This is a genomic window from Ensifer adhaerens (assembly GCF_028993555.1).
Lineage (GTDB): Bacteria > Pseudomonadota > Alphaproteobacteria > Rhizobiales > Rhizobiaceae > Ensifer > Ensifer adhaerens_I.
On record NZ_CP118610.1, the window covers coordinates 3,813,199 to 3,836,802 of the forward strand.

Genomic DNA, 23,604 nt, shown 5'->3' on the forward strand with positions numbered 1-23,604 from the left:
CGGGATGAGCGAAGTCAAGTCGCACGAATTCGACTCCTTCCTCCAGAAGTCCGCCGGAGTCTACCGGTTGTTCATTCTCTACGGGCCCGATCGCGGGCTCGTGTCCGAACGTGCATCCGCCATCGCTTCGCGCTGCGGCGTTCCGTTGGATGATCCCTTTTCGGTATTGAAGCTCGATGTCAGCGAACTGGCGCAATCGCCGGGTCGGCTGCTCGACGAGGTCAATTCCATCGGCCTCTTCGGCGGTGAAAAGCTCGTCTGGGTGCGGGGAGCGGCCAACGAAAAATCACTCGTCGACGCATTGCAGCTTCTCGCCGCCGAACCGCCGGTCGGAAGCTACGTGATTGTCGAAGCCGGTGACCTGAAGAAGGGATCAGCACTTCGCAAGATCGGCGAGACGGCCCGCTCTGTCGCCTGTATCGCCTGCTACAGTGACGACGTTCGCGGCCTGCAGGCGCTGATAGACAAAGAGCTTGGCGACGAGAAGCTTGGAATCACACCGGCTGCCCGTGCGCGTCTGGTGGAGGCTCTCGGTGGTGATCGCCTGGCATCCCGCAACGAACTGCGCAAGTTAACCCTTTATTGCCGTGGCAAGACGGCCGTCGACGAAGAGGATGTGCTCGACATTGTCGGCGACGCCAGCGCCATTTCCGTGGATGACGCGGTCGACGCAGTGTTGAAGGGGGATCTCGACGGGCTGCTGCACGCAATGCAGAAGATCACCACGTCGAAGACGCCGGCGTTTCTCGTGCTCCAGGCTTGCCTCCGACAATTTCAGCAACTCGACGTGATGCGCGCCGAAATGGATACCAGTCGTCAGCAGGCGGGGCAGGTGATTGCAACGCTCGGCCGAGGTTTGCATTTTCGGCGCAAGCCGATTGTCGAAGCTGCGCTGAAACAGTGGACGGCGCCGGCGATACGCCGTGAACTCAACCGCCTTCAGACGACGATCTTCCAGAGCCGCAGTCGCGCAAGCCTCGAAGAAAGCCTGGTCCTGCAGAACCTCATGGCAATAGCGGTGCAATCCGCACGGCGTTGATGCACCAGCGAAATCCCCTCCGCTGTCATTCATTTTCAGAAACATTTGTAGGCAAATTCCCCGACACGGAAGGAGCCCGCTGACCGGGTCTGGTCGCGAAGAAGAGGTAGATAAATCAATAATTTAAGGCGCGCCTTGTGTCCAAGACGCGCCCCTCGATGGTTCTCAAAATGCAGCTTTTAGGCTCTCAGCGGCGCTCGAGCAGCCGGCAAATTTCCTCGAGCTGATCGAGCGTCTTGTAGGCGATGCGGAGATGACCGCCGGACGCCTTGTGGTTGACGGTGACCTCGAGACCAAGGCTGTCCGACAGGGTGCGTTCCAGCGCCAGCGTGTCCGCATCCTTTTCGTCGCGGCGTGCCGTCTTGCCGAAACTCGGGTCGTTCTGCGCGCGGATATCGTTCTGGGCGATGCGCTCCGCATCGCGCACCGAAAGCCCCTTGGCGACGATCGTACGGGCCAATGTCGCCGGATCCGATGTTGGAATCAGCGCCCGCGCATGACCGGCGGAAAGCGTGCCTTCCGACAGCATGTCGCGCACCGGTTCTGGCAGCTTCAGCAGACGCAGGCTGTTGGCGACATGGCTGCGGCTCTTGCCGATGATTTCGCCGAGATCGTTCTGCGTATAGCCGTGCTCGGCGATCAGTTGTTCGTAGCCGAGCGCCTCGTCGAGCGGGTTGAGATCCGAACGCTGAACGTTTTCGACGATCGCGATTTCGAGAGCGGTGCGATCGTCAACGTCACGGATGATCACCGGAATTTCGGTGAATCCGGCTAACTGTGCTGCCCGCCAGCGACGTTCGCCAGCGATAATCTCGAATCGATCGGCGCCGATCGTGCGGGCGACAACGGGCTGAACAATGCCGTGTTGGCGAATTGAATTGGCAAGGTCCTGAAGTTCGGCCTCGTCGAACTGCCGGCGCGGATTGCGCGGGTTGCGCGAAACAAACTCGATCGGCACCCGCCGGTCCGGATTGACCGGGGCAGGGGCCGATGCACCCGCTTGCAACGGTTGATCCATCTCGCCGATCAATGCGGCCAGTCCGCGACCAAGCCGTCTCTTCGAGCTATCGTCGTTCATATCGTCACCCGACTTAAATTACGCTACCGAAATGATTATGCAGCCTTGCGCTGCCGTTCGCGTTGAATCACTTCCGATGCCAACTGTAGGTACGCCTGGCTTCCTGCGCATTTCAGATCATAGAGGATCGCCGGTTTGCCATAGGACGGCGCCTCGGAAACACGAACGTTGCGCGGAATAAGCGTATGATAGACCTTATCCCCAAGATGGGTCCGGACGTCACTGACGACCTGTTGCGCAAGGTTATTGCGCGAATCGAACATCGTCAGAACGATACCCTGTATATCCAGCGACGGGTTCACCGACCGGCGGACTTGGTCTACGGTTTCCAGCAGCTGGCTCAGACCTTCGAGGGCAAAGAACTCACACTGCAACGGTACCAGCACGGAATGCGCCGCGGCCATGGCATTCATTGTCAACAGATTGAACGACGGCGGGCAATCGACGAGCACATAGGAATATTCCATCGCAGCAGGGCTGACCAAAGCCTTGCGCAGTCGGAAAACCCGGTCCGGCTCCTGCGAAATCTCCATTTCGACGCCGAGAAGGTCCATGGTCGAAGGCACGATTGAGAGGTTCGGAACCGCGGTTTGCTGCGCGATCTCACCGATCCCGTGCGACCCCATCATCAGTTCGTAGGACGAGAGATTTCTGTCGCGCCGTTGAATGCCCAAACCCGTGCTCGCGTTGCCCTGCGGGTCGAGGTCGACAATGAGGACACGCTCGCCGATTGCCGCGAGCGCCGTCGCCAGATTGATGGCGGTCGTCGTTTTACCAACTCCGCCCTTCTGATTTGCGATTGTGATGATCCGATTTCTTGCGCCAAACATATTTCCGCTCGCCGATCACTGAACCTTGCGTGATAGATTTGCGATCTCGAGCACAACAGAGTCCGGCTCGACGACGCTTGGATGTTTTACCAGATCGAACTGGTAGCGGCCAATGGCTTTATCGATCTCGCGCTGGTAATCCCGCCCTTTGTGGAAATAGGCGACCGTCTTATGCTCGTCAGACAGTAACCAAGGAGCCGAGTAGTCGAGCAACAGCGTCAAATCGGCCAAAGCGCGCGCCGAAACCGCATCCGCTTGTGGAATTGCTTTGCCGGCTTCTTCGATCCGAATCGGATAGACGGAACCGCGTGCACCTGTTTCTGCCAGCGCGACTCGCAAGAACGCAGCCTTTTTATTGTTGCTCTCGACGAGATGCACCCAACCGTCGGCGAATTCCGATAGATAGATCGCTGTGATGATACCTGGGAAGCCGCCACCGCTGCCGAGGTCAACCCAGGTCTTTGGCTTGGGCGACAATTGCACCAGCTGCAGGCTGTCGACGATATGGCGGCGCCACAGATCCTCGATCGTCGACGGCGCTACGAGATTGATCGACTTCGCCCATTTTTGAAAGAGACGAGCGAAATGCTCCAGCCGTTCATTCGTTTCACGTGAAACACGCAGTCCGTTCAACATATCGATTGGACTCGTTTTCATTGTGCACTTGCCTTTTCTTCCCGTTCTACGGTTCCGTTCTGACGTTTCAACCAGGCAAGGATCAGTGACGCGGCAGCCGGCGTCATGCTGTCCACCTTCATCACCTGAGCCAGATTGCGCGGTGCCTGCTGCTTCAGCTTCTGCTTCAACTCATTGGACAATCCGGAGAGCTTGTCAAAGTCAAAGCCGTCAGGGATGACCAAATTCTCCTCGCGACGAATGCCGGCAATATCCGCCGCCTGCCGGTCCATATACACGGCGTAGGCGGCATCAATTTCCAGGCCCTCAACCACCCGCGCGCCTATCGACGATAGCTCCGGCCAAATTGGCATCAGGGCAGAAATCGATTGATCCGGATAGGAAAGGATCTCGAAGGCGGTGCGCCGCTGACCATCCTGGTTCAGCTTCAGACCATGGCGATTGCCTTCCGCCGGCGTCACCGAAAGACTCTTCAGCAGCTGACGTCCGTCATCGAACTGCGCCCGCCAGTCGACAAAGCGGGCACGACGCGCATCTGAAATACAGCCGAGTTCCATCGCCAATGGTGTCAGACGCGCATCGGCATTGTCCGCGCGGAGCGACAGCCGATACTCGGCACGAGAGGTGAACATGCGATAGGGCTCGGTGATGCCACGCGACGTCAAGTCGTCGATCATGACGCCGATATAGGAGTTGGTGCGGCTGAAGATCACTTCCGGCCGGTCGGTCGCTGACAATGCCGCATTCAATCCGGCGACCAGGCCCTGCGCGCCCGCTTCCTCATAACCTGTCGTCCCGTTGATCTGCCCCGCCAAGAACAGGCCGGGCATTTTCCGCACCGCCAGCGTCGCATTCAATTCGCGCGGATCCACATGATCATACTCGATCGCATAGCCGGGCTGCAGGATCGTCACATTCGCCAATCCAGGGATCGTGCGAATGAACGCCTCCTGGATGTCGGCGGGCAACGACGTCGAGATTCCGTTTGGATAGATGGTATCATCATCCAAACCTTCCGGCTCCAAGAAGATCTGGTGACCGTCACGCTCGCCAAAGCGCACGATCTTGTCTTCGATCGACGGGCAATAGCGCGGACCGACGCCTTCGATCTGCCCCGAATACATGGCTGATTTGCCGATATTGTCAGCAATGATCTTGTGCGTGGCTTCGGTCGTGCGGGTTACACCGCAATCAATCTGGCGGTTCAGAATGTGGTCGGTCATGAAGGAGAACGGTACCGGATCCTCATCGGGACCTTGGCGGCCGACTCTGTCCCAGTCGATCGTGCGCCCGTCCAGGCGCGCCGGCGTGCCGGTCTTCAGACGACCGAGCTTTAGGCCGTAACGTAGCAATGTCCCGGAAAGACCAACGGAAGGCTCTTCCCCGACACGGCCGGCGGGAATCTTCTGGTCGCCAATATGGATCAGCCCCTTCAAAAAGGTGCCGGTGGTCAAAACCACGGACTTGGATGCAAAGGTCCTGCCATCCTTCATGACGACACCGCCAACCTTGCCGTCAGCCTCGATCAAGTCGAAGGCGTCACCCTCGATCACCGTCAAGTTGGCAATGGCGCTAATCTCGCGCTGCATGGCTTCGCGATAGAGGCGTCGGTCGGCCTGCGTGCGCGGACCGCGGACCGCCGGGCCCTTGCGACGATTGAGCAGGCGAAACTGAATTCCGCCGGCATCCGCCACCCGACCCATCAGGCCATCCATCGCGTCGATCTCGCGCACGAGATGGCCCTTGCCCAATCCACCGATCGCCGGGTTGCAGGACATCACGCCGATCGTCGACGCCTTGTGGGTGATCAACGCCGTATTGGCGCCGAGGCGCGCTGCCGCGGCTGCCGCTTCGCAACCCGCATGGCCGCCGCCAATGACGATAACGTCATACTGGTTCATTGTTCATATCTCCATGCCAGCACACCCCGGCACCGGCGCGAATCGTTTCACGTGAAACACAACGAAGGACTCGCAAACGTTGTATCGTTGTATCCACAGCCTATTTTCCGATACAGAATTCGGAAAATATCACATCCAAAAGGTTCTCGACATCCACCCGGCCGGTAATCCGGCCAATTGCGTCTCCGGCGATGCGGAGTTGCTCAGCTTGGATATCCAGACCAAAACGCTCTCCCGCCAAACTCTCTTCGATTGCCCGAAGAGCCTGCCGCAGGTTGTCGACATGACGGCGACGTGATGGCAAGGCGAGGGACGTTCGGCCGCTAAGGTCTGGGAGATGGGCGGTGATCAAATCCAAAAGGCGATCCATGCCTTCACCCGTCCTCGTCGAGATCAAGACATCCGCCTTGTCCAGGGACCATCGTCGATCATCCCGATCTACCTTGGTCGCCACCCGCAACACAGGCGTCGCGTCAGACGCGATATTCGACAGAGATTCAAATCCGCGCACTGTCTCCGACAAGAGAAGGATCAGATCCGCTCGTTCGATAACTTCTCGCGCACGACGGATACCCTCCTGTTCAACGCGTTCCTCGGTTTCACGTAAACCCGCAGTATCGTAGAGTTTTACAGAGAATCCGGCTAAGGAAAGGTCAACTGAGAGCACGTCACGCGTCGTACCCGCAATTTCCGTGACAATAGCAATATCTCTCTGCGCCAATGCATTGAGCAAGCTCGACTTTCCCGCGTTCGGCTCTCCGGCGATGACGATCTTCAATCCATCCCGGATGATCTCGGCGATCGGCGCATCGGCGATATGTGCAGCAATCTCCTGCGCGAGCTTTGACATGTCCTGCCAGATGCGTTCGCTCACCGAGCCTGGTACGTCATCCTCGTCGGCAAAGTCGAGTTCTGCTTCGATCATCGCCCGCGCATGGGTGAGACGCTTCGCCCAGGCCGCATAGACCTTCGATTGCCCGCCACCAGAATGCTCGATCGCAAGGCGACGCTGCATTTCGGTTTCAGCGACAATCAGGTCAGAGAGCCCCTCGACTTCCACCAGGTCCAGTTTTCCATTCTGGAACGCCCGCCGCGAAAACTCACCGGCCTCGGCATGGCGCAATCCATCGAACTTGGCGAGTTCTTCGAGCAGGGCATTCACCGCAGCCCGGCCACCGTGGATCTGAAACTCTGCACAGTCTTCGCCCGTAAAGGACGCGGGCCCACGGAAATAGAGAACGAGGCCGCTATCAATCACGAGACCGTTGCGAGACCGAATCGATTTGAGCGTCGCTGTCCGCGGTGGCGGGACATCGCCACACAATGTCCGAAGCACCGTCGCCGTGTGCTGACCGCTAACACGCACGACCGCGACACCAGCGGGCAGGGCACCGCTGGAAAGCGCATATACCGTTTGCGTTGCAGTCATTGGCTCACCTGGAGGACCGCAGAGGCGGCATTGCCTCAGCTGATCGAAACAATGGGGATCGTCGAAGTTCCGGACCTGATCGTTCTACTGTGCGGAGCATGCTCACGCCGGATGAAAACGGTATCTCAAAGGGTCGGGGAGCTTATGCCGAAACAGCGTTGAAAGATCAAGGTCCCACGACGCGCATGTTTCATGGCATCGCTGTGTTTCACGTGAATCAGCGAAAGCGATTGGGAGTTCCGGCTGCGTTTTTTAAGGACCGGATCGTTGCGAAACCGAAACGGTGCCTTAGGGAATCCGGCTAAGTTTCTAGAGAAACAAAAACCGGCCAACGATCAAGTCGGCCGGTTTCTAATGTCGGATATCGAGCGCTTCTTACGTGTTCATCGAGTCGAAGAAGTCGCCGTTGTTCTTCGTCTGCTTGAGTTTGTCGATGAGGAACTCGATCGCATCTGTCGTGCCCATCGGCGCCAGAATACGGCGGAGCACGAAGATCTTCTGCAGATCCTGGCGCGGCACCAGCAGGTCTTCCTTACGCGTGCCGGACTTGAGGATGTCCATCGCCGGGAAGATGCGCTTGTCGGCGACCTTGCGGTCGAGGACGATTTCGGAGTTACCGGTACCCTTGAACTCTTCGAAGATGACTTCGTCCATGCGGCTGCCGGTATCAATCAGCGCCGTCGCGATGATCGTCAGCGAACCACCTTCTTCGATGTTGCGGGCCGCACCGAAGAAGCGCTTCGGACGCTGCAGCGCATTGGCGTCGACACCACCGGTCAGGACCTTGCCCGATGACGGAACGACCGTGTTGTAGGCGCGGCCAAGGCGGGTGATCGAGTCGAGCAGGATGACGACGTCGCGGCCATGTTCGACAAGGCGCTTGGCCTTCTCGATCACCATTTCGGCGACCTGAACGTGGCGCGTCGCCGGTTCGTCGAAGGTCGAGGAAACGACTTCACCCTTCACCGAGCGCTGCATGTCCGTCACTTCTTCCGGACGTTCGTCGATCAGAAGAACGATCAGGTAGCATTCCGGATGATTGGCGGTGATCGAATGAGCGATGTTCTGCAGCAGAACGGTCTTGCCGGTTCGCGGCGGTGCGACGATCAGACCACGCTGGCCTTTGCCGAGCGGCGCCACCAGGTCGATGACGCGGGCCGAGAGATCCTTCGACGTCGGAACGTCAAGTTCCATCTTGAAGCGCTCGTTCGGATAGAGCGGCGTCAGGTTGTCGAAGTGAACCTTGTGACGGATCTTTTCCGGATCGTCGAAATTGATGGTGTTGACCTTGAGGAGGGCGAAGTAGCGCTCGCCTTCTTTCGGTCCGCGGATCGGGCCCTCAACCGTGTCGCCGGTCTTCAGAGAGAAGCGGCGGATCTGGGAAGGCGAGATGTAGATGTCGTCAGGGCCGGGGAGGTAGTTCGCATTCGCCGAGCGGAGAAAGCCGAAACCATCCTGCAGCACTTCAACGACGCCTTCACCGATGATCTCGATATCCTGGGCCGCGAGCATCTTGAGGATTGCAAACATCAGCTCCTGCTTGCGCATCGTGCTGGCGTTTTCCACCTCGAGCTCCTCGGCAAAGGCGAGCAGATCGGTCGGCGTCTTGTTCTTGAGTTCTTGTAGCTTCATTTCAGCCATGAAGGATCCATGTTTGGTATGGGTAATGGAGAGATGGCGAGTATTCGTTGGGGAGCTGCGGCTGGAAGAGGCAGGCTCTTGTCTTTGTCACAAGCCATGAAGAGGAGATGGCAGAAAATAGCGATTCACGTGAAACCCTGCAAGGGGCTGTCGCAAATTAGAAACGACTATTGCAAATCACCAATCGATTAAATTCAGAACGGCTTCACCACGACCATGATCACGATGAGAATCATCAGCAGCGTCGGGGCCTCGTTCATCAGCCGCCAATAGCGCGCATCGTGCTTGTTTTGGTCACGCTGGAATTCGCGGACGGCACGGCTGAAACGCATGTGGACCACCGTCAACAGGACGACGAACAGAAGCTTGGCGTGCAGCCAGCCGCCCTTAAAGCCATAGACACTCCAGGCGAGGTAGAGCCCGAGTATCCAGGAGATCATCATCGCCGGGTTCATGATCACCTTCAGCAGCCGCATCTCCATCATCTTGAAGGTTTCCGACTGCGCCGAGCCTGGCTCGGCGTCGGTGTGGTAGATGAAGAGGCGCGGCATGTAGAGTAGGGCCGCCATCCAGGACATCACCGCGATGACGTGCAGTGCCTTGATCCAGAGATAGAAATCATCCGGCTGCCAGACGAAGAGACCGACGAGAAGCGCCACGAAAGCACCAAGCGCAATCGCTGCCCTGAGCCGCGCCCTGTTGCCGGGCGCCTGATCAGTCTGCTTCTCGGCCATCATTGTGCTCCGCGGACCCGGGCGACCAGCGCCGACACGTGATCGGGATCGGCCTGCGGCGTGATGCCATGGCCGAGATTGAAGATCAGCGGTCCATCGCCGAGTGCATCGAGAATACGGTCGATGCCTTCCTCGAGCGCAATGCCACCCGCAACGACCCGCATCGGATCGAGGTTACCCTGGACGGGTCCTTCCTTCTGCAGATCCTTCGCAAAGGAAAGCGGCACGGTCCAGTCGAGGCCGATGGCGTCGGCGCCCGTCGCCTGGCGATAGGCTTTCAGCAGCTGCCCGGCACCTTTTGCAAAAGCGATGATCTTCGCATGCGGCCGCTGCGCCCTGACCGAGGCAATCATTCGCTGCACCGGCTTGACGGCGTAGCGCGCAAACTCCTCCTCGCCGAGAACGCCGGCCCAGGAATCGAAGATCTGCACTGCATCGGCACCGGCATCGATCTGCCGCACGAGATAATCGGCCGAGACATCCGCCAGAAATGACAGCAGATGATCGAAGGCTTCCGGGTTGCGGTAGGCGAAGAGGCGGGCAGGGGCCTGGTCCGGCGTCCCGTGTCCGGCGATCATATAGGTCGCAACCGTCCAGGGAGCGCCACAGAAGCCGAGCAGCGTCGTTTCGGCAGGAAGTTCAGCGCGCAACCGCGACACCGTCTCAAAGACTGGCTGGAGGTGCTCAGGGATGCCCTCCGGCTTCAGGCGCAGGATACCATCGACATCGATCGGATCCATTCGTGGTCCATGGCCTTCCTCGAAGCGCACGTTGCGTTTCAGAGCATCAGGAATGACCAGGATATCGGAGAAGAGGATGGCAGCATCGAAAGCGTATCGACGGATCGGCTGCAAGGTCACCTCGACCGCGAGATCAGGTGTGTAACAGAGATCGAGGAAACTTCCGGCCACGGCGCGTGTGGCCCGGTACTCCGGGAGGTAACGGCCCGCCTGGCGCATGAGCCACACCGGTGGAGGAGACACCGTCTTCCCTGCCAAAACCTCCAGAACCTTTCTGCGCGTTTCGGTCACGGATCATCTCTCCCAATTTAAAATCAAAGATATTTAGAAGGTTTCTATTTCTTAGAGTCGGTGGGTATCAAGGATTAAAACAACCCACCAACTTGTCCACGGCCGCCGATCGTGACGAGCCGCGATGGGGGAACGTCCAGGCAATCTGGGACAATAGCGCAGAGTGGCGAATAAAGGCATTTGGATTCAGACCATTAGCCGATCCGCGTTTTCGATTGCACCTGTGGACAAGCCGTTGATACGCGTGACACTTTGTCATCGTCGCGAGTCTTTTCCACATTTGCCGCGGAGCAGTTTCCGCGACTGCGCCAATTGTGAATAACTCGGCTGTTTTCCACTTGCCCGGATCGGCACCGCGTCGTTAGCTGTCTTTCATCCCGGCTTATCAACAGCACCAGGAGAATTGCGTGGAGAACAAGAAAAACTACTTCCACCTCCACCTGATTTCGGACTCAACGGGTGAGACTCTGATCGCAGCCGGACGCGCCGCAGCCGCTCAATTTCAGAGCTCGCATGCGCTGGAGCATGTCTATCCGCTGATCCGCAACCGCAAACAGCTGCTGCAGGTTCTCGACGCCATCGATGGCGCGCCCGGCATCGTGCTCTATACGATCGTCGACCGGGAACTCGCTGATATCATCGATCGGCGTTGCCGCGAGATGGGTGTCCCTTGCGTCTCGGTGCTCGATCCGATCATCGACCTGTTCCAGTCCTATCTGGGATCACCGTCGCGCCGCCGCTCGGGCGCCCAGCATGTGATGGATGCCGAGTACTTCGCCCGCATCGACGCGCTCAATTTTACCATGGACCACGATGATGGTCAGTTGCCCGCCGACTTCGACGAGGCGGATGTTGTTCTCGTCGGCATCAGCCGGACGTCGAAGACGCCGACCAGCATCTATCTTGCCAACCGCGGCATCAAGACCGCCAATATCCCGATCGTGCCTGGCGTGCCGCTACCCGAAAGATTGATGGAGGCGACGAAGCCCCTCGTCGTCGGCCTGATTGCGACGGCTGACCGTATCTCGCAGGTGCGCCAGCACCGGGTGCTCGGAACGACGCAGGGTTTTCACGGTGACCAGTATACGGACAAGGCTTCGATCACCGAAGAACTGAAATATGCCCGCTCGCTTTGCGCCCGCAACAATTGGCCGGTCATCGACGTCACCCGCCGCTCGATCGAGGAAACCGCAGCGGCAATCGTTGCCCTGCGTCCGCGGCTGCGTTAGAGCGGAATGAGGAAAAGCGCTTGCGGTTTTCCGCCCCGTCATCCCGCTCTCACTTAAAAGAATCGATCACGTTTACGATTTGGGTCGAGCCGACCCCAAATCACGTGATAGACCCGATTCGAACATTACGGGAACCTGCATGATGTTACCTTCACTCGTCCTGGCCTCGGCAAGCCCGTTTCGGCGTGCGCTCCTGGAGAATGCCGGCCTCGTGTTCGAGGCGAAGGCAGCCAAGATCGATGAACGCGCGCTGGAAAAGCCGCTCGAAGACGCCGGTGCTGCACCCGAAACCGTGGCGCTGGCGCTGGCAGAAGCAAAGGCGCGCGATGTCGTCAGGCATTTCGGCGACGTGCTGGTGATCGGCTCGGATCAGACCATGTCCTTGGACACAAGGGTCTATCATAAGCCAAGGGATATGGCGGAAGCGGCGCAGCACCTGCTGTCGCTGTCCGGCAAGACCCATCGCTTGAACAGCGCCATCGTCCTCTTGCGTGGTGAAGAGGTCGTCTGGCGACATGTTTCTTCCGCCCACATGAGCGTGCGGCCGCTGACTGCAGGTTTTGTCGAGCGCCACCTGCAGCGTGTTGGCGAAAAGGCGCTTTCGAGCGTCGGCGCCTATCAGCTGGAGGGCGAAGGCATCCAGCTCTTCGAAAGGATCGAGGGTGACTACTTCACCATCCTCGGTCTTCCGATGCTGCCGCTGCTCGCCAAACTTCGTGAACTGGGAACGATCGATGCGTGATTCACGTGAAACATTTGTTAACCACGCCTTCGTCACCGGTTACCCGATCAAGCATTCCCGGTCACCGCTCATCCACGGCTATTGGCTGAAACAGCTCGGTCTGCCCGGCAGCTATCGCGCACATGAGGTCAGGCCGGAAGATTTCTCCGCCTTCATCGAAGGCCTCAAGAATGGAACGTCCGGCTTCTGCGGCGGCAATGTCACCATCCCGCACAAGGAGCTCGCCTGTCGTCTGGCGGATCGGCCAGATGAGCTAAGCCAGGAACTCGGCGCCGCCAATACGCTATGGCTCAGAGAAGGAGAGGTGCACGCTACCAACACCGACGGCCGCGGCTTCGTTGCCAATCTCGATGAGCGGGCGGCCGGCTGGGACAAGACGTCGACCGCGGTCATCCTCGGCGCCGGCGGTGCCAGCCGCGCCATCATCCAGGCCGTCCGTGATCGTGGCATCAAGACGATCCATGTTGTCAATCGCACGGTCGACAGGGCGAAGGAACTCGCGGATCGTTTCGGCCCGTCGGTCGAAGCGCATCCGATGGGCGCGCTCAAAGATGTGATGACGGGCGCAGGCCTGTTCATCAACACCACATCGCTTGGCATGGATGGCAGCGAGGCGCCGGCGATCGATTTCGGCATCATGGCTTCCGGCGCTGTCGTCACGGATATCGTCTATGTTCCCCTGAAGACGCCGATCCTTGCTCAGGCAGAGGCGCAGGGTTTTGCGATCGTCGACGGCTTGGGCATGCTTCTGCACCAAGCCGTGCCCGGTTTCGAACTCTGGTTCGGCTGTCGGCCGACGGTCGATGCCACGCTTCGACAGCTCATCATCGATGACATGGAAAGACACTGATGATTATCCTTGGGCTCACGGGATCGATCGCCATGGGCAAGTCGACGACGGCCCAGATGTTCCGTGACTTCGGCGTTCCGGTGAACGATGCCGACGAGGTCGTGCATGAGCTTTATCGCGGCGAAGCGGTTGCGCCGGTCGAGGCGGCCTTTCCCGGAACAGTGAAAGACGGTCAGGTTGACCGGGCCGAACTGTCGCGCCAGCTCATGGTAGCGCCGGGGCGGCTGCCCGAACTCGAAGCGATCGTTCATCCGCTCGTGCGCAAAAAGGAGCAGGAGTTCCTGGCGAAGAACTTGGCCGCGGGCTCGCCTTTTGTCGTCCTGGATATTCCGCTGCTGTTTGAAACGGGCGCGGAAAAAAGGGTCGATCGTGTCGCCGTGGTGACGTGCTCGGCCGATCTTCAGCGCGAAAGAGCACTGAAACGCCCCGGAATGACCGAGGAAAAACTCGCGATGATCCTTGCGCGGCAGGTGCCGGACAGCGAAAAGCGTAAACGCGCCGACTACATCATCGATACCAGCGACAGTTTCGACGTCACCCGCGGCCAGGTAAAGGCCGTCGTCGATGTACTCGCAGCCAGCAACGGAGACGCGGATGCGTGAGATCATCTTCGATACGGAAACAACGGGCCTCGACAATCGCGAGGACCGGGTGATCGAAATCGGTGGCGTCGAGCTCGAGAACCAGTTTCCGACCGGCCGTACGCTGCATATCTTCATCAATCCCGGCAATCGCAAGGTTCACCCGGACGCGCTCGCCATCCACGGGATCACCGACGACTTCCTGAAGGACAAACCGCCCTTCGCCGATGTCGTTGATGAGATCCTCGATTTCTTCGGCGACGCGCGCTGGGTCGCGCACAACGCCACCTTTGACATGGGCTTCGTCAACGCCGAGTTCGCACGTCTGGGACTGCCGCCGATCGCCATCGATCGGGTGACGGACACACTGGCGCTCGCTCGCCGCAAGCATCCGATGGGACCGAACTCGCTCGATGCGCTTTGCCGTCGTTACGGCATCGACAACTCGCACCGCGCAAAGCACGGCGCTCTTCTCGACTCCGAACTGCTGGCCGAAGTCTATATCGAGATGATCGGTGGTCGGCAGGCGGCGCTTGGCCTTGTCTCGACCAAATCGGCGGGACAGTCGATCGAGCTCGACGATGCGCCGATCGTCATCGGCCAGCGCCCGCGTCCGCTGCCGAGCCGGCTGTCGGAGGACGACCTTGCGGCTCACGCTGCGCTGATTGCCAAGATCGGCTCCAAGGCGATCTGGGCGAAATACGAACCCCAGGAATAACAATCAGGCATCAAAAAAGCCCGGCGCGAGCCGGGCTTCATTGTTTCAGCGTCCTGAATTTCGATCAGTTCGCGGTTTCGTTCGAATTCGAAACCTGGGCACGGACCTTTTCTTCGGCCATGCGCTGCGCGAACATCTGCGCAAAGTCGATCGGGTCGATCATCAGCGGCGGGAAGCCACCGTTGCGGGTCGCGTCGGCAACGATCTGGCGCGCGAACGGGAACAGCAGGCGGGGGCACTCGATGAAGAGCAGCGGCAGCATGTGCTCCTGCGGGAAGCCAGCAACGCGGAAGACGCCGCCATAGGCGAGCTCGACGTTGAAGAGAACGCGGTCGCCGTCCTTGGCTTCGGCGTTCAGCGACAGAACGACGTCAAAATCGTTCTCTGCGAGCGGATTGGCGTTGACATTGACGTTGATGTTGATCGACGGCGCCTTGTCACGAGCCTGCAGCGAACGCGGTGCGCCCGGGTTCTCGAAGGAAAGGTCCTTGATATACTGGGCGAGGATGTTCAGCGACGGGCTCTGCGCGCTGCCGTTGCCATTGGATGCGGTATCAGTCGTCATAAGGGTTCCTCGACATCAATTCGGTGAGGCCATCTAGCATTTCGGCCTAGGGCTTACAACCCTGCGGACCCGGCGCTTTCGGCCGGATGCGCGTACCTTTGCTCCAAATCGCCAAGCCAGGATTATGCTCCGGAATGTGGGCGACAGAGTGCCGTCTGCGCATTCCGCCAAACGTTGCTCGTCTAGGGGCGGTCGCGATCCCCACCTTGCGGCGGATCCTCATCGTCCGCCCGCGAGAATTCGCCTTCGTTAAGGTCGATGACGCGCGTCGAGGGTCGTGGCTGCCGCGGGTCGTCCTGCGGGTACCAATTTGCCCCGGATGCCGCAGTCACGATCGTCATCCTCTTGCGCAGATAGGCGGCAGCCGCATTTCGGACAAAGGGCAGAAACAGGAGGAGACCGATCACGTCGCTTACGAAGCCCGGTACGACGAGCAGGATCGCCGCGACGAACAGCAAGGCGCCGCCGATCACCTCGCGACCCGGGTCACTGCCGGTGCGGGTGGCATCCTGCATCCTGCGGATGACGGTAAATCCCTGGACTCGGAGCAGGATCACACCCACAAATGCGCTTGCAAGCACCAGAAGCAGCGTCATCAAAAGTCCGATCTCTCGGCCAACGACGACGAAACCGGCGATCTCGGCGAGCGGAAGCCCGAAGATGACAAGGGGAATAAGAAATGAACGCATCAATCTGCCCGAAAATGGAACCTGGTGTTCCCTTAAAACGTCTCCGGATTAAGGGCAAAGACATGCAGCAACTCTAAAGCGCCACAGCGGCCTTTGTGCGTCTTAAAAGGCGTTCGGCGCTGTAAGGGTGCGACATCGCCATTTGAATGATCTATTCTTGCGGACTATATGGAATAACCACGAGAAATTCTAACAGCGGTTCCGGGTGGAAATGGGCTCTTTTGACTTCATCACGTTTTTTTTCCTGATCGCCGCGGTGGTCATTTTCCTGCAACTGCGCAGCGTTTTGGGCCGCCGGACAGGAAGCGAACGGCCGCCATTCGATCCATATTCGCCGCGTGACATGAGCCAGGGGCCGGAAAACGGCGACAAGGGCAAGGTGGTGCAATTGCCGCGACGCGAGAACGCGGACGAAGAAGCGGGGCGCTACGAATCGATCGATGCCTTCGCCAAGGCCGGCACAACGCTGAACACCCAGCTTCGGGCGCTGAGCGACGCTGATCCGAGCTTCGATCCCAAGGAATTCGTCAACGGCGCCAAGATGGCCTACGAGATGATCGTCATGGCCTTTGCCGATGGTGACCGCAAGACGCTGAAGAACCTGTTGTCCCGCGAGGTCTATGAAGGCTTCGACGCGGCGATCACCGATCGTGAGCGCAAGGGCGAAGTCGTCAAGTCCACCTTCGTCGGCATCGACAAGGCTGATATCATTCACGCCGAAGTGAAGGACAGCGAAGAGAACATTACGGTCCGTATCGTCAGCCAGCTGATTTCGGCGACCTATGACAAGCAGGGTGGCATGATCGACGGCGATGCCGAGTCGGTTGCCGAGGTCAACGACCTCTGGACCTTTGCGCGCGACATCCGTTCGCGGGATCCGAACTGGAAGCTGATCGCCACCGAATCCGAAAATTGAGCGGACGTGGCGACAATGTCCTTTCAACTTGACCCCGTCAGTTTCGACGATCTTCCGGGCTGGCGGGATGACGACCCGACCAAGGTGATAGAGGCGATGCGCCGCTGTCTGAAGCACGTGGCGATCAAGCCCTATCGTACCGGATCGATGGGGATCTCTGTCGATGATTTGATGCCGGCCTTTTCGGCTTCCTCAGCGGAAGTCGGCACGGCTGGCGGCGCGCGGGCCTTCTTCGAGAAGCACTTCGTACCGTTCCGGATCAAACCGGAAGCCGGTTCCGGCTTTGTCACCGCCTTCTATGAACCGGAAATCGAGGTTCGCACCGAAGCGGACGAGATCTATCGCTATCCGCTCTATCGACGCCCTGCGGATCTGGTTGACATCGACGATACCAACCGGCCCGATGGGATGGATCCCTATTTCGCCTTTGGTCGTTCCGAAGATGGACGGATCAGCGAATATCCGGACAGGCGGGCAATCGAGCAGGGCTACCTTGCCGGCCGCGGCCTGGAGATCGCCTATGCGAAATCCAAGGTCGAAGTTTTCTTTGTTCATGTCCAGGGCGCGGCGCGGCTCCTGTTCCCGGATGGTTCGCGCCGTCGCGTGACCTATGCCGCCAAGACCGGCCACTATTTCTCTGCCGTCGGCAAGCTACTGATCGAACGCGGCAAGATCGATGCCGCGACCGTCTCGATGATGAGCATTCGAGACTGGCTGGAGGCACATCCGGACGACGTCGATGAGGTTCTCTGGCACAACAGGTCGTTTATCTTCTTCCGCGAGGCTGCGGTCGAGGACGAACAACTGGGCCCGATCGCCGCTGCAAAGGTCTCGCTCGAGCCCGGCCGTTCCCTGGCGGTGGATCGCCTGATCCACACCTTCGGTGTGCCTTTCTACATCGCAAGCGAGAGCCTGACACGCCTGGACGAAGGCAAGCCCTTCCAGCGCCTGATGCTGGCGCTCGATACGGGTTCGGCGATCGTCGGGCCTGCGCGCGGTGACATCTTCACCGGTTCCGGCTTCGAGGCGGGCGAACGGGCCGGGGCGGTTCGCAATCCGGCTGACTTCTATGTTTTCGTTCCCAAGGCGGCCGCGGCACGATACGGCCATGCCTAAGGAAAAGAAGCTCTCGTCCGAGGACCGCATTCTCTGGGGCAAGGTTACCCGCTCCACGAGACCGATGCCAGGTCGGCTCGACGACCTGATGGGCATGTTGGCCGAGGACGAGCAGCCGAAAGCGCAGGAAGAACCGAAGGCCAAGCCGCAGCAGAAATCGACGGACGCCGTCGAACAGACGGGCATCGCGCTGACGAAGAAGGCGGGCGAGAAACTGCATCATCCGCTCGAGAAGCCGGTCAAGCGCAAGCTCGCCAAGGGGCGCCTGACGCTTGAAGCGCGCATCGACCTGCATGGCATGATCCAGAGCGAAGCGCATGGCCTGCTGTTGCAGTTTCTCTTGAGGGCGCACGAGCGCGGGCTGCGCCATGTGCTTGTCATCACCGGCAAGGGCACCTCGTTTGGCAGCGACGGTGCCTTGAAGCGGGCGGTACCGCTCTGGTTTTCCCTGCCCGAGTTCCGGCCGCTGATCTCATCCTACGAGCAGGCCGCTCGCAACCATGGTGGCGAGGGTGCTCTCTATGTCCGCCTGGCGCGCGTGAGGGGAAGCACGATATGACGCCCTTCGGCGAGGCGCTGCGCGAACTGAGGCGCAGGAAGGGCGTGTCGCAGAAACAGATGGCGGCGGCGATCAACGTTTCGGCCGCCTATCTCTCAGCCCTCGAACACGGAAAGCGCGGTGCCCCTAGTTTCGATTTTCTCCAGCGGGTGGCTGGCTACTTCAACGTCATCTGGGATGAGGCGGAGGAATTGTTCCGTATCGCCAACGTCTCCACGCCGAGAGTCGTACTGGACACGTCAGGCCTGACGCCGGAGCACACGGCATTTGCCAACCGGCTCAGCGAACAAATCCGCACTTTGTCGCCCGAGACGATCCGCGCCCTGGAAGATGTTTTGGAAAAAGCCACATTTCCTGATAATGACAGGGGATGAATGCCTGTTTCCGGCTGCTGCCTCGCGGTCGGGATTTGGAACCGTGGACAAATTTTCTATAGTCCACGAGGCGTCCGAGACGTGATTCGCAACGAATCACCCTGTCCGAAGAACCTGGAAAGACCCGTAGCTGAATGACCGACAATCCTGAGACCGAAACCGGCGCCAGCGCCGAATATGGTGCCGATTCCATCAAGGTGCTGAAGGGCCTGGATGCCGTGCGCAAGCGGCCGGGCATGTATATCGGCGACACCGACGATGGTTCCGGTCTGCACCACATGGTCTACGAGGTCGTCGACAACGCGATCGACGAGGCACTGGCGGGCCATGCGGACATCGTCACGGTGACGCTCAATCCGGATGGGTCGGTGACGGTGACCGACAACGGCCGCGGCATCCCGACCGATATCCATAAGGAAGAGGGCGTCTCGGCCGCAGAGGTCATCATGACCCAGCTGCATGCCGGCGGTAAGTTCGACCAGAACTCCTACAAGGTTTCCGGCGGTCTGCACGGCGTTGGCGTATCCGTGGTCAACGCGCTTTCCGTTTCGTTGAAGCTGAAGATCCGCCGCGCCGGCAAGATCCACGAGATGAGCTTTACCCACGGTGTTGCCGATAGCCCGCTCGCCGTGACCGGCGAGGCAGGTGGCGAGACCGGCACCGAGGTAACGTTCCTGCCGAGCGGCGAGACCTTCTCCAAGACCGAATTCGACTATTCGACGCTGGAACACCGGTTGCGCGAACTTGCCTTCCTCAATTCCGGCGTCCACATCATGCTGACGGACAAGCGCCATTCCGATATCCGTCAGGACGAGTTGATGTATGAAGGTGGCCTCGAGGCCTTCGTTGCCTATCTCGACCGGGCAAAGAAGCCTTTGGTTCATAAGCCGGTTGCCATTCGCGGCGAAAAGGATGGCATCACCGTCGAAGTGGCCATGTGGTGGAACGACAGCTACCACGAAAACGTGCTCTGCTTTACCAACAACATCCCGCAACGTGACGGCGGCACCCATATGGCGGGCTTCCGCGCCGCATTGACCCGGCAGGTCACCTCCTATGCGGATTCCTCCGGCATCACGAAGAAGGAAAAGATCTCACTGCAGGGCGAAGACTGCCGCGAAGGCCTGACGGCCGTTCTTTCGGTCAAGGTTCCGGATCCGAAGTTCTCGTCGCAGACGAAGGACAAGCTCGTTTCCTCGGAAGTGCGCCCGGTTGTCGAAAGCCTCGTCAACGAAGCGCTGAGCACCTGGTTCGAGGAGCATCCGACCGAGGCCAAGATCCTCGTCGGCAAGGTGGTCGAAGCGGCCGCCGCCCGCGAAGCCGCCCGCAAGGCACGCGAACTGACGCGCCGCAAGGGTGCGCTCGATATCTCGTCTCTGCCTGGAAAGCTTGCCGACTGCTCCGAGCGCGACCCGGCCAAGTCCGAACTCTTCCTGGTGGAAGGTGACTCGGCAGGCGGTTCTGCCAAGCAGGGCCGCTCGCGCGAAAACCAGGCGATCCTACCGCTGCGCGGCAAGATCCTCAACGTCGAACGCGCGCGCTTCGACAAGATGCTGTCGAGCCAGGAAATCGGCACGCTGATCACCGCACTCGGCACCTCGATCGGCAAGGACGAGTTCAACGCCGACAAGTTGCGCTACCACAAGATCATCATCATGACGGACGCCGACGTCGACGGCGCCCATATCCGCACCCTGCTGCTCACCTTCTTCTTCCGCCAGATGCCGGAACTGATCGAGCGCGGACATCTCTATATCGCCCAGCCGCCGCTCTACAAGGTGACGCGCGGCAAGTCGGCCCAGTACCTGAAGAACGAGCAGGCACTGGAAGACTATCTGATCACGATGGGTCTGGAAGAAGCCGCGCTGGAGCTGGAGTCGGGCGAAGTGCGCGCCGGCCAGGATCTGCGCGAAGTCATCAACGATGCGCTCCGCCTGCGCAATCTCATGAACGGCCTTCACTCGCGCTACAACCGCGCGATCGTCGAACAGGCGGCGATTGCCGGTGCGCTGAATGTCGAACTCAACGGCCAGCGCGACGCCTACGAGGCGATCGCCGCTGAGGTTGCCCGTCGCCTCGATGTCATTGCCGAGGAAACCGAACGCGGCTGGAGCGGTGCGGTCACTTCAGAAGGTGGTCTCCGCCTCGAGCGCATGGTGCGCGGCGTCAAGGAAGTCGCGGTACTCGACATGGCGCTGATCGGCTCGTCTGATGCCCGCTACATCGACCAGCTCAGCGCCAAGCTCAAGGAAGTCTATGCCGCTCCGCCGGCCCTGCGCCGCCGCGACGGTACGCAGGAAATCAGCGGACCGCGTGCGCTTCTCGATGCGATCTTCGCCGCCGGCCGCAAGGGTCTCTCGATGCAGCGCTACAAGGGTCTGGGCGAAATGAATGCCGAGCAGCTCTGGGAAACGACGCTCGATCCGAACGTCCGCTCGCTGCTGCAGGTCCGCGTCACCGACGCCACCGATGCCGACGGCCTGTTCTCGCGCCTGATGGGCGACGAGGTCGAACCGCGTCGCGACTTTATCCAGGAAAACGCCCTGAGCGTCGCCAACCTCGACATCTGATCTATTCGGATATCTTGACCACTTGGGATCCCGGTGCCTCGCGGCACCGGGATTTTTGGTTATTCGCCCTTGAACTGGCCTTCGAAGGCGAACTCGCTGACCGGCTTGCGCTGGCTCGGGATTTCGCGTGCACGCAGGTCGTCCGGAAGTGTCGAGGGATCGGCAAGCCGGCCGATTGCAACTGCGGCCTCGACCCGGTGATGCTCGGGAACGTTCAGAACGCGCATCGCCTTGTCGCGATCGATGCCGGCCATGCCATGGGTATGCCAGCCCGCAAGCGACGCCTGCAAAGCGAGGCTGTACCAGGCAGAGCCCGTGTCGAAGGCGTGGGTATAGGCGTGCCGCATCTCACCGCTTTGTGCCGCGTTATGGGTCCTTGAAATGACGATCAGAAGTGCCGCGGCATTCTTCGCCCAGCGCTGGTTGCCTTCATCGAGAATATCGAGCAGCACGGGAAAATGTTCGGTGCCCCGACGGGCATAGACGAACCGCCAGGGCTGGCGGTTGCTCGCAGAAGGCGCCCACCGGGCCGCTTCGAAGAAGGATAGCAGCGTGCTTTCCTCGATTTCTTCGCTGGTGAAGGCACGGGGAGACCACCTCTCGATAAACATCGCATCAATGGGGTGATCGGCTTTTCTGTTGTCGGTCGCCGTCATGGACATGCCTCTTCTATGTGCTCGCTAAATCCTCGGCCGATCTTCGGCGCCTGATCCGTCGCCTGCGCCTATGGCTCGATTCGTTTCGGACGCTACATGAGGGCGGAAGCGGATGGAACCGGGTGGGCACACGGAAACGCGAGCGCGGTCGATACGCGACGCGCGCCAGGAAAGTGCAGAAACGGTCGCGTGGGTCATTGCCGTTTCCAAGAAAAAAGTTGTATAAGTTCTGTAGATTTCGAGAGAGGACGGATCATGTCGTTTAAAGACCCATCATTGTTTCGCCAGGCAGCGCTTGTCGGTGGCGAGTGGATCGAGGCGGACGCGGCCAACGCGATCGAGGTGAACAACCCCGCGACTGGCGAGATCATCGGCCGGGTGCCGAAGCTCGGCGCCAGGGAAACCAAGGCGGCGATCGAGGCGGCACGTATCGCCCAGAAGGGCTGGGCTGCCCGCACCGCCAAGGACCGCGCCGGCGTGCTGCGCCGCTGGTTCGAGCTGATGATCGAGAACAAGGAGGACCTTGGCCGCATCCTGACGCTGGAGCAGGGCAAGCCGCTGGCGGAAGCCACCGGCGAAATCGTCTATGGCGCAAGCTTTGTCGAGTGGTTCGCCGAAGAGGCGCGTCGTCTCTATGGTGACCTGATTCCCGGCCACCAGCCCGACAAGCGCATCCTGGTGATGAAGCAGCCGATCGGCGTCGTCGCGGCGATCACGCCGTGGAACTTCCCCAATGCGATGATCACCCGCAAGGCCGGCCCGGCTTTTGCCGCCGGTTGCGCCATGGTGCTGAAGCCTGCGGCCCAGACGCCGTTCTCGGCGATCGCGATCGCCATCCTTGCCGAGCGCGCCGGCCTGCCCAAGGGCCTGTTCAGCGTCATCACCGGCTCGGCCCGCGAGATCGGCGCCGAGATGACCTCCAACCCCGTCGTGCGCAAGCTGACCTTCACCGGCTCGACCGAAGTCGGCGCCGAGCTCTACCGCCAGAGTGCGGCCACCATCAAGAAGCTCGGTCTCGAGCTTGGCGGCAATGCGCCGTTCATCGTCTTTGACGATGCCGATCTCGATGCGGCAGTCGAAGGCGCGCTGATCGCCAAGTTCCGCAACAATGGCCAGACCTGTGTGTGCGCCAACCGCATCTATGTGCAGGACAAGGTCTATGACGCCTTTGCCGACAAACTCGCCAAGGCGGTCGCCAAGCTGAAGATCGGCAATGGCGTCGACGAGGGCGTCATCCTCGGCCCGCTGATCGACAAGGCGGCACTGGAGAAGGTGGAAGAGCACATTGCCGACGCGACGTCGAAGGGTGCACGCGTCATCCAGGGCGGCAAGCGTCATGCGCTTGGCGGCACCTTCTACGAGGCGACGGTTCTGGCCGATGTCACCCAGGCGATGGCGGTCGCGCGCGAGGAAACCTTCGGCCCGGTGGCGCCGCTCTTCCGCTTCAAGGATGAATCGGACGTGATCGCGCAGGCAAACGACACCGAATTCGGTCTCGCCTCCTACTTCTACGCCAAGGAGCTTGCTCGGGTGTTCCGGGTGGCCGAAGCGCTGGAATACGGCATGGTCGGGGTCAACACCGGTCTGATCTCGACGGCGGAGGCACCGTTCGGCGGTGTCAAGCTCTCGGGCCTCGGCCGCGAGGGCTCGCGCTACGGCATCGAGGAGTTCACCGAGATCAAATACGTCTGCCTCGGCGGCGTTGCGTAAGATACGGTAA

General features: G+C 60.0%; 22 protein-coding genes and 2 pseudogenes. 13 read left to right on the forward strand and 11 right to left on the reverse strand.

Annotated elements, in window-relative coordinates; translation table 11 throughout:
- The first annotated feature begins 4 nt into the window (after positions 1–4).
- On the forward strand, positions 5–1,039 hold the full coding sequence (holA, locus tag PWG15_RS18380) for a DNA polymerase III subunit delta (RefSeq protein WP_275021971.1): 1,035 nt from the start codon (positions 5–7) through the stop codon (positions 1,037–1,039).
- Positions 1,040–1,226: 187 nt separating this feature from the next.
- Here the strand turns inward: holA and PWG15_RS18385 are convergent, their stop codons facing one another.
- The 8 genes from PWG15_RS18385 to hemE all read right to left on the reverse strand — a co-directional run bounded on the left by PWG15_RS18385 (position 1,227) and on the right by hemE (position 10,319).
- Positions 1,227–2,117, reverse strand: coding sequence for a ParB/RepB/Spo0J family partition protein (locus PWG15_RS18385; protein WP_275021973.1), 891 nt, complete (start codon positions 2,115–2,117; stop codon positions 1,227–1,229).
- A 35-nt stretch (positions 2,118–2,152) separates the two neighbouring features.
- Positions 2,153–2,947, reverse strand: coding sequence for a ParA family protein (locus PWG15_RS18390; RefSeq protein WP_065376375.1), 795 nt, complete (start codon positions 2,945–2,947; stop codon positions 2,153–2,155).
- Positions 2,948–2,962: 15 nt separating this feature from the next.
- Positions 2,963–3,604, reverse strand: coding sequence for a 16S rRNA (guanine(527)-N(7))-methyltransferase RsmG (gene rsmG / locus PWG15_RS18395; protein WP_275021976.1), 642 nt, complete (start codon positions 3,602–3,604; stop codon positions 2,963–2,965).
- The gene (mnmG, locus tag PWG15_RS18400) at positions 3,601–5,484 is read right to left on the reverse strand and encodes a tRNA uridine-5-carboxymethylaminomethyl(34) synthesis enzyme MnmG (RefSeq protein WP_275021977.1); all 1,884 of its coding nucleotides are present in this window, start codon (positions 5,482–5,484) and stop codon (positions 3,601–3,603) included. Before mnmG ends, rsmG begins: the two co-directional genes overlap by 4 nt.
- A 100-nt stretch (positions 5,485–5,584) precedes the next feature.
- A complete protein-coding gene (gene mnmE / locus PWG15_RS18405) occupies positions 5,585–6,913 on the reverse strand; it encodes a tRNA uridine-5-carboxymethylaminomethyl(34) synthesis GTPase MnmE (protein WP_275021978.1) in 1,329 nt (442 codons plus the stop codon).
- 375 nt (positions 6,914–7,288) lie between these two features.
- Complete coding sequence (rho, locus tag PWG15_RS18410; protein ID WP_089044254.1) at positions 7,289–8,554, reverse strand: transcription termination factor Rho; 1,266 nt, start codon at positions 8,552–8,554, stop codon at positions 7,289–7,291.
- A 194-nt stretch (positions 8,555–8,748) separates the two neighbouring features.
- Complete coding sequence (gene hemJ / locus PWG15_RS18415) at positions 8,749–9,291, reverse strand: protoporphyrinogen oxidase HemJ (RefSeq protein ID WP_275021979.1); 543 nt, start codon at positions 9,289–9,291, stop codon at positions 8,749–8,751.
- Positions 9,288–10,319, reverse strand: a complete 1,032-nt coding sequence (gene hemE, locus PWG15_RS18420) for a uroporphyrinogen decarboxylase (RefSeq protein ID WP_275021980.1) — start codon at positions 10,317–10,319, stop codon at positions 9,288–9,290. The genes hemJ and hemE overlap by 4 nt, the downstream gene beginning before the upstream one ends.
- A 407-nt stretch (positions 10,320–10,726) precedes the next feature.
- On the opposite strand from hemE, the gene PWG15_RS18425 reads away from it, so the two are divergent.
- From PWG15_RS18425 to dnaQ, 5 genes are all read left to right on the forward strand, one after another.
- Positions 10,727–11,548: a pyruvate, water dikinase regulatory protein gene (locus PWG15_RS18425; RefSeq protein WP_104667951.1), complete on the forward strand. Its 822-nt coding sequence runs from the start codon at positions 10,727–10,729 to the stop codon at positions 11,546–11,548.
- Between the two features lie 142 nt (positions 11,549–11,690).
- A complete protein-coding gene (locus PWG15_RS18430; RefSeq protein ID WP_275024458.1) occupies positions 11,691–12,290 on the forward strand; it encodes a Maf-like protein in 600 nt (199 codons plus the stop codon).
- Positions 12,283–13,140 carry a shikimate dehydrogenase gene (locus PWG15_RS18435; protein WP_275021981.1) on the forward strand — a complete coding sequence of 286 codons (858 nt, stop codon included), beginning with the start codon at positions 12,283–12,285 and terminating at the stop codon, positions 13,138–13,140. Before PWG15_RS18430 ends, PWG15_RS18435 begins: the two co-directional genes overlap by 8 nt.
- Positions 13,140–13,742 carry a dephospho-CoA kinase gene (coaE, locus tag PWG15_RS18440; RefSeq protein ID WP_275021982.1) on the forward strand — a complete coding sequence of 201 codons (603 nt, stop codon included), beginning with the start codon at positions 13,140–13,142 and terminating at the stop codon, positions 13,740–13,742. The genes PWG15_RS18435 and coaE overlap by 1 nt, the downstream gene beginning before the upstream one ends.
- Positions 13,735–14,439, forward strand: a complete 705-nt coding sequence (dnaQ, locus tag PWG15_RS18445; protein WP_275021983.1) for a DNA polymerase III subunit epsilon — start codon at positions 13,735–13,737, stop codon at positions 14,437–14,439. Before coaE ends, dnaQ begins: the two co-directional genes overlap by 8 nt.
- Before the next feature lie 64 nt (positions 14,440–14,503).
- On the opposite strand, the gene secB is transcribed toward dnaQ, so the two are convergent.
- Together secB and PWG15_RS18455 are read right to left on the reverse strand one after the other, a co-directional pair.
- On the reverse strand, positions 14,504–15,004 hold the full coding sequence (gene secB, locus PWG15_RS18450; protein ID WP_275021984.1) for a protein-export chaperone SecB: 501 nt from the start codon (positions 15,002–15,004) through the stop codon (positions 14,504–14,506).
- Positions 15,005–15,186: 182 nt separating this feature from the next.
- Entirely contained in the window at positions 15,187–15,693 is a 507-nt protein-coding gene (locus PWG15_RS18455; RefSeq protein WP_275021986.1) for an FxsA family protein, read from the reverse strand.
- A 211-nt stretch (positions 15,694–15,904) separates the two neighbouring features.
- Here PWG15_RS18455 and PWG15_RS18460 point away from each other — a divergent pair, with 211 nt between their 5' ends.
- From PWG15_RS18460 to gyrB, 6 genes and pseudogenes are all read left to right on the forward strand, one after another.
- On the forward strand, positions 15,905–16,609 hold the full coding sequence (locus PWG15_RS18460; protein WP_275021988.1) for a Tim44/TimA family putative adaptor protein: 705 nt from the start codon (positions 15,905–15,907) through the stop codon (positions 16,607–16,609).
- 15 nt (positions 16,610–16,624) lie between these two features.
- Complete coding sequence (mltA, locus tag PWG15_RS18465; protein ID WP_275021989.1) at positions 16,625–17,725, forward strand: murein transglycosylase A; 1,101 nt, start codon at positions 16,625–16,627, stop codon at positions 17,723–17,725.
- Positions 17,718–17,817: pseudogene (locus PWG15_RS36555) on the forward strand (Smr/MutS family protein); the annotation flags it as partial. The gene mltA and the pseudogene PWG15_RS36555, both read left to right, overlap by 8 nt.
- A 116-nt stretch (positions 17,818–17,933) precedes the next feature.
- A pseudogene (locus PWG15_RS36560) lies at positions 17,934–18,284 on the forward strand (Smr/MutS family protein); the annotation flags it as partial.
- The gene (locus tag PWG15_RS18475) at positions 18,281–18,658 is read left to right on the forward strand and encodes a type II toxin-antitoxin system RelB family anti-toxin (protein WP_275021991.1); all 378 of its coding nucleotides are present in this window, start codon (positions 18,281–18,283) and stop codon (positions 18,656–18,658) included. The pseudogene PWG15_RS36560 and the gene PWG15_RS18475, both read left to right, overlap by 4 nt.
- A gap of 134 nt (positions 18,659–18,792) precedes the next feature.
- Complete coding sequence (gene gyrB, locus PWG15_RS18480) at positions 18,793–21,228, forward strand: DNA topoisomerase (ATP-hydrolyzing) subunit B (protein ID WP_275021992.1); 2,436 nt, start codon at positions 18,793–18,795, stop codon at positions 21,226–21,228.
- Between the two features lie 59 nt (positions 21,229–21,287).
- Here the strand turns inward: gyrB and PWG15_RS18485 are convergent, their stop codons facing one another.
- Positions 21,288–21,884 (reverse strand): nitroreductase family protein, encoded by a 597-nt coding sequence (locus tag PWG15_RS18485; protein WP_275021993.1) that lies wholly within the window; start codon positions 21,882–21,884, stop codon positions 21,288–21,290.
- Between the two features lie 255 nt (positions 21,885–22,139).
- On the opposite strand from PWG15_RS18485, the gene gabD reads away from it, so the two are divergent.
- On the forward strand, positions 22,140–23,594 hold the full coding sequence (gabD, locus tag PWG15_RS18490; protein WP_275021994.1) for an NADP-dependent succinate-semialdehyde dehydrogenase: 1,455 nt from the start codon (positions 22,140–22,142) through the stop codon (positions 23,592–23,594).
- Positions 23,595–23,604: the final 10 nt, after the last annotated feature.

What these genes read in the sequence shown, in the direction of transcription:
- holA (WP_275021971.1), top strand. Translation starts at nt 5, where the DNA reads ATGAGCGAAGTCAAGTCGCACGAATTCGACTCCTTCCTCCAGAAGTCC.
- PWG15_RS18385 (WP_275021973.1), bottom strand. Translation starts at nt 2,117, where the DNA reads ATGAACGACGATAGCTCGAAGAGACGGCTTGGTCGCGGACTGGCCGCA.
- PWG15_RS18390 (WP_065376375.1), bottom strand. Translation starts at nt 2,947, where the DNA reads ATGTTTGGCGCAAGAAATCGGATCATCACAATCGCAAATCAGAAGGGC.
- rsmG (WP_275021976.1), bottom strand. Translation starts at nt 3,604, where the DNA reads ATGAAAACGAGTCCAATCGATATGTTGAACGGACTGCGTGTTTCACGT.
- mnmG (WP_275021977.1), bottom strand. Translation starts at nt 5,484, where the DNA reads ATGAACCAGTATGACGTTATCGTCATTGGCGGCGGCCATGCGGGTTGC.
- mnmE (WP_275021978.1), bottom strand. Translation starts at nt 6,913, where the DNA reads ATGACTGCAACGCAAACGGTATATGCGCTTTCCAGCGGTGCCCTGCCC.
- rho (WP_089044254.1), bottom strand. Translation starts at nt 8,554, where the DNA reads ATGGCTGAAATGAAGCTACAAGAACTCAAGAACAAGACGCCGACCGAT.
- hemJ (WP_275021979.1), bottom strand. Translation starts at nt 9,291, where the DNA reads ATGATGGCCGAGAAGCAGACTGATCAGGCGCCCGGCAACAGGGCGCGG.
- PWG15_RS18430 (WP_275024458.1), top strand. Translation starts at nt 11,691, where the DNA reads ATGTTACCTTCACTCGTCCTGGCCTCGGCAAGCCCGTTTCGGCGTGCG.
- PWG15_RS18435 (WP_275021981.1), top strand. Translation starts at nt 12,283, where the DNA reads ATGCGTGATTCACGTGAAACATTTGTTAACCACGCCTTCGTCACCGGT.
- coaE (WP_275021982.1), top strand. Translation starts at nt 13,140, where the DNA reads ATGATTATCCTTGGGCTCACGGGATCGATCGCCATGGGCAAGTCGACG.
- dnaQ (WP_275021983.1), top strand. Translation starts at nt 13,735, where the DNA reads ATGCGTGAGATCATCTTCGATACGGAAACAACGGGCCTCGACAATCGC.
- secB (WP_275021984.1), bottom strand. Translation starts at nt 15,004, where the DNA reads ATGACGACTGATACCGCATCCAATGGCAACGGCAGCGCGCAGAGCCCG.
- PWG15_RS18455 (WP_275021986.1), bottom strand. Translation starts at nt 15,693, where the DNA reads ATGCGTTCATTTCTTATTCCCCTTGTCATCTTCGGGCTTCCGCTCGCC.
- PWG15_RS18460 (WP_275021988.1), top strand. Translation starts at nt 15,905, where the DNA reads ATGGGCTCTTTTGACTTCATCACGTTTTTTTTCCTGATCGCCGCGGTG.
- mltA (WP_275021989.1), top strand. Translation starts at nt 16,625, where the DNA reads ATGTCCTTTCAACTTGACCCCGTCAGTTTCGACGATCTTCCGGGCTGG.
- PWG15_RS18475 (WP_275021991.1), top strand. Translation starts at nt 18,281, where the DNA reads ATGACGCCCTTCGGCGAGGCGCTGCGCGAACTGAGGCGCAGGAAGGGC.
- gyrB (WP_275021992.1), top strand. Translation starts at nt 18,793, where the DNA reads ATGACCGACAATCCTGAGACCGAAACCGGCGCCAGCGCCGAATATGGT.
- PWG15_RS18485 (WP_275021993.1), bottom strand. Translation starts at nt 21,884, where the DNA reads ATGACGGCGACCGACAACAGAAAAGCCGATCACCCCATTGATGCGATG.
- gabD (WP_275021994.1), top strand. Translation starts at nt 22,140, where the DNA reads ATGTCGTTTAAAGACCCATCATTGTTTCGCCAGGCAGCGCTTGTCGGT.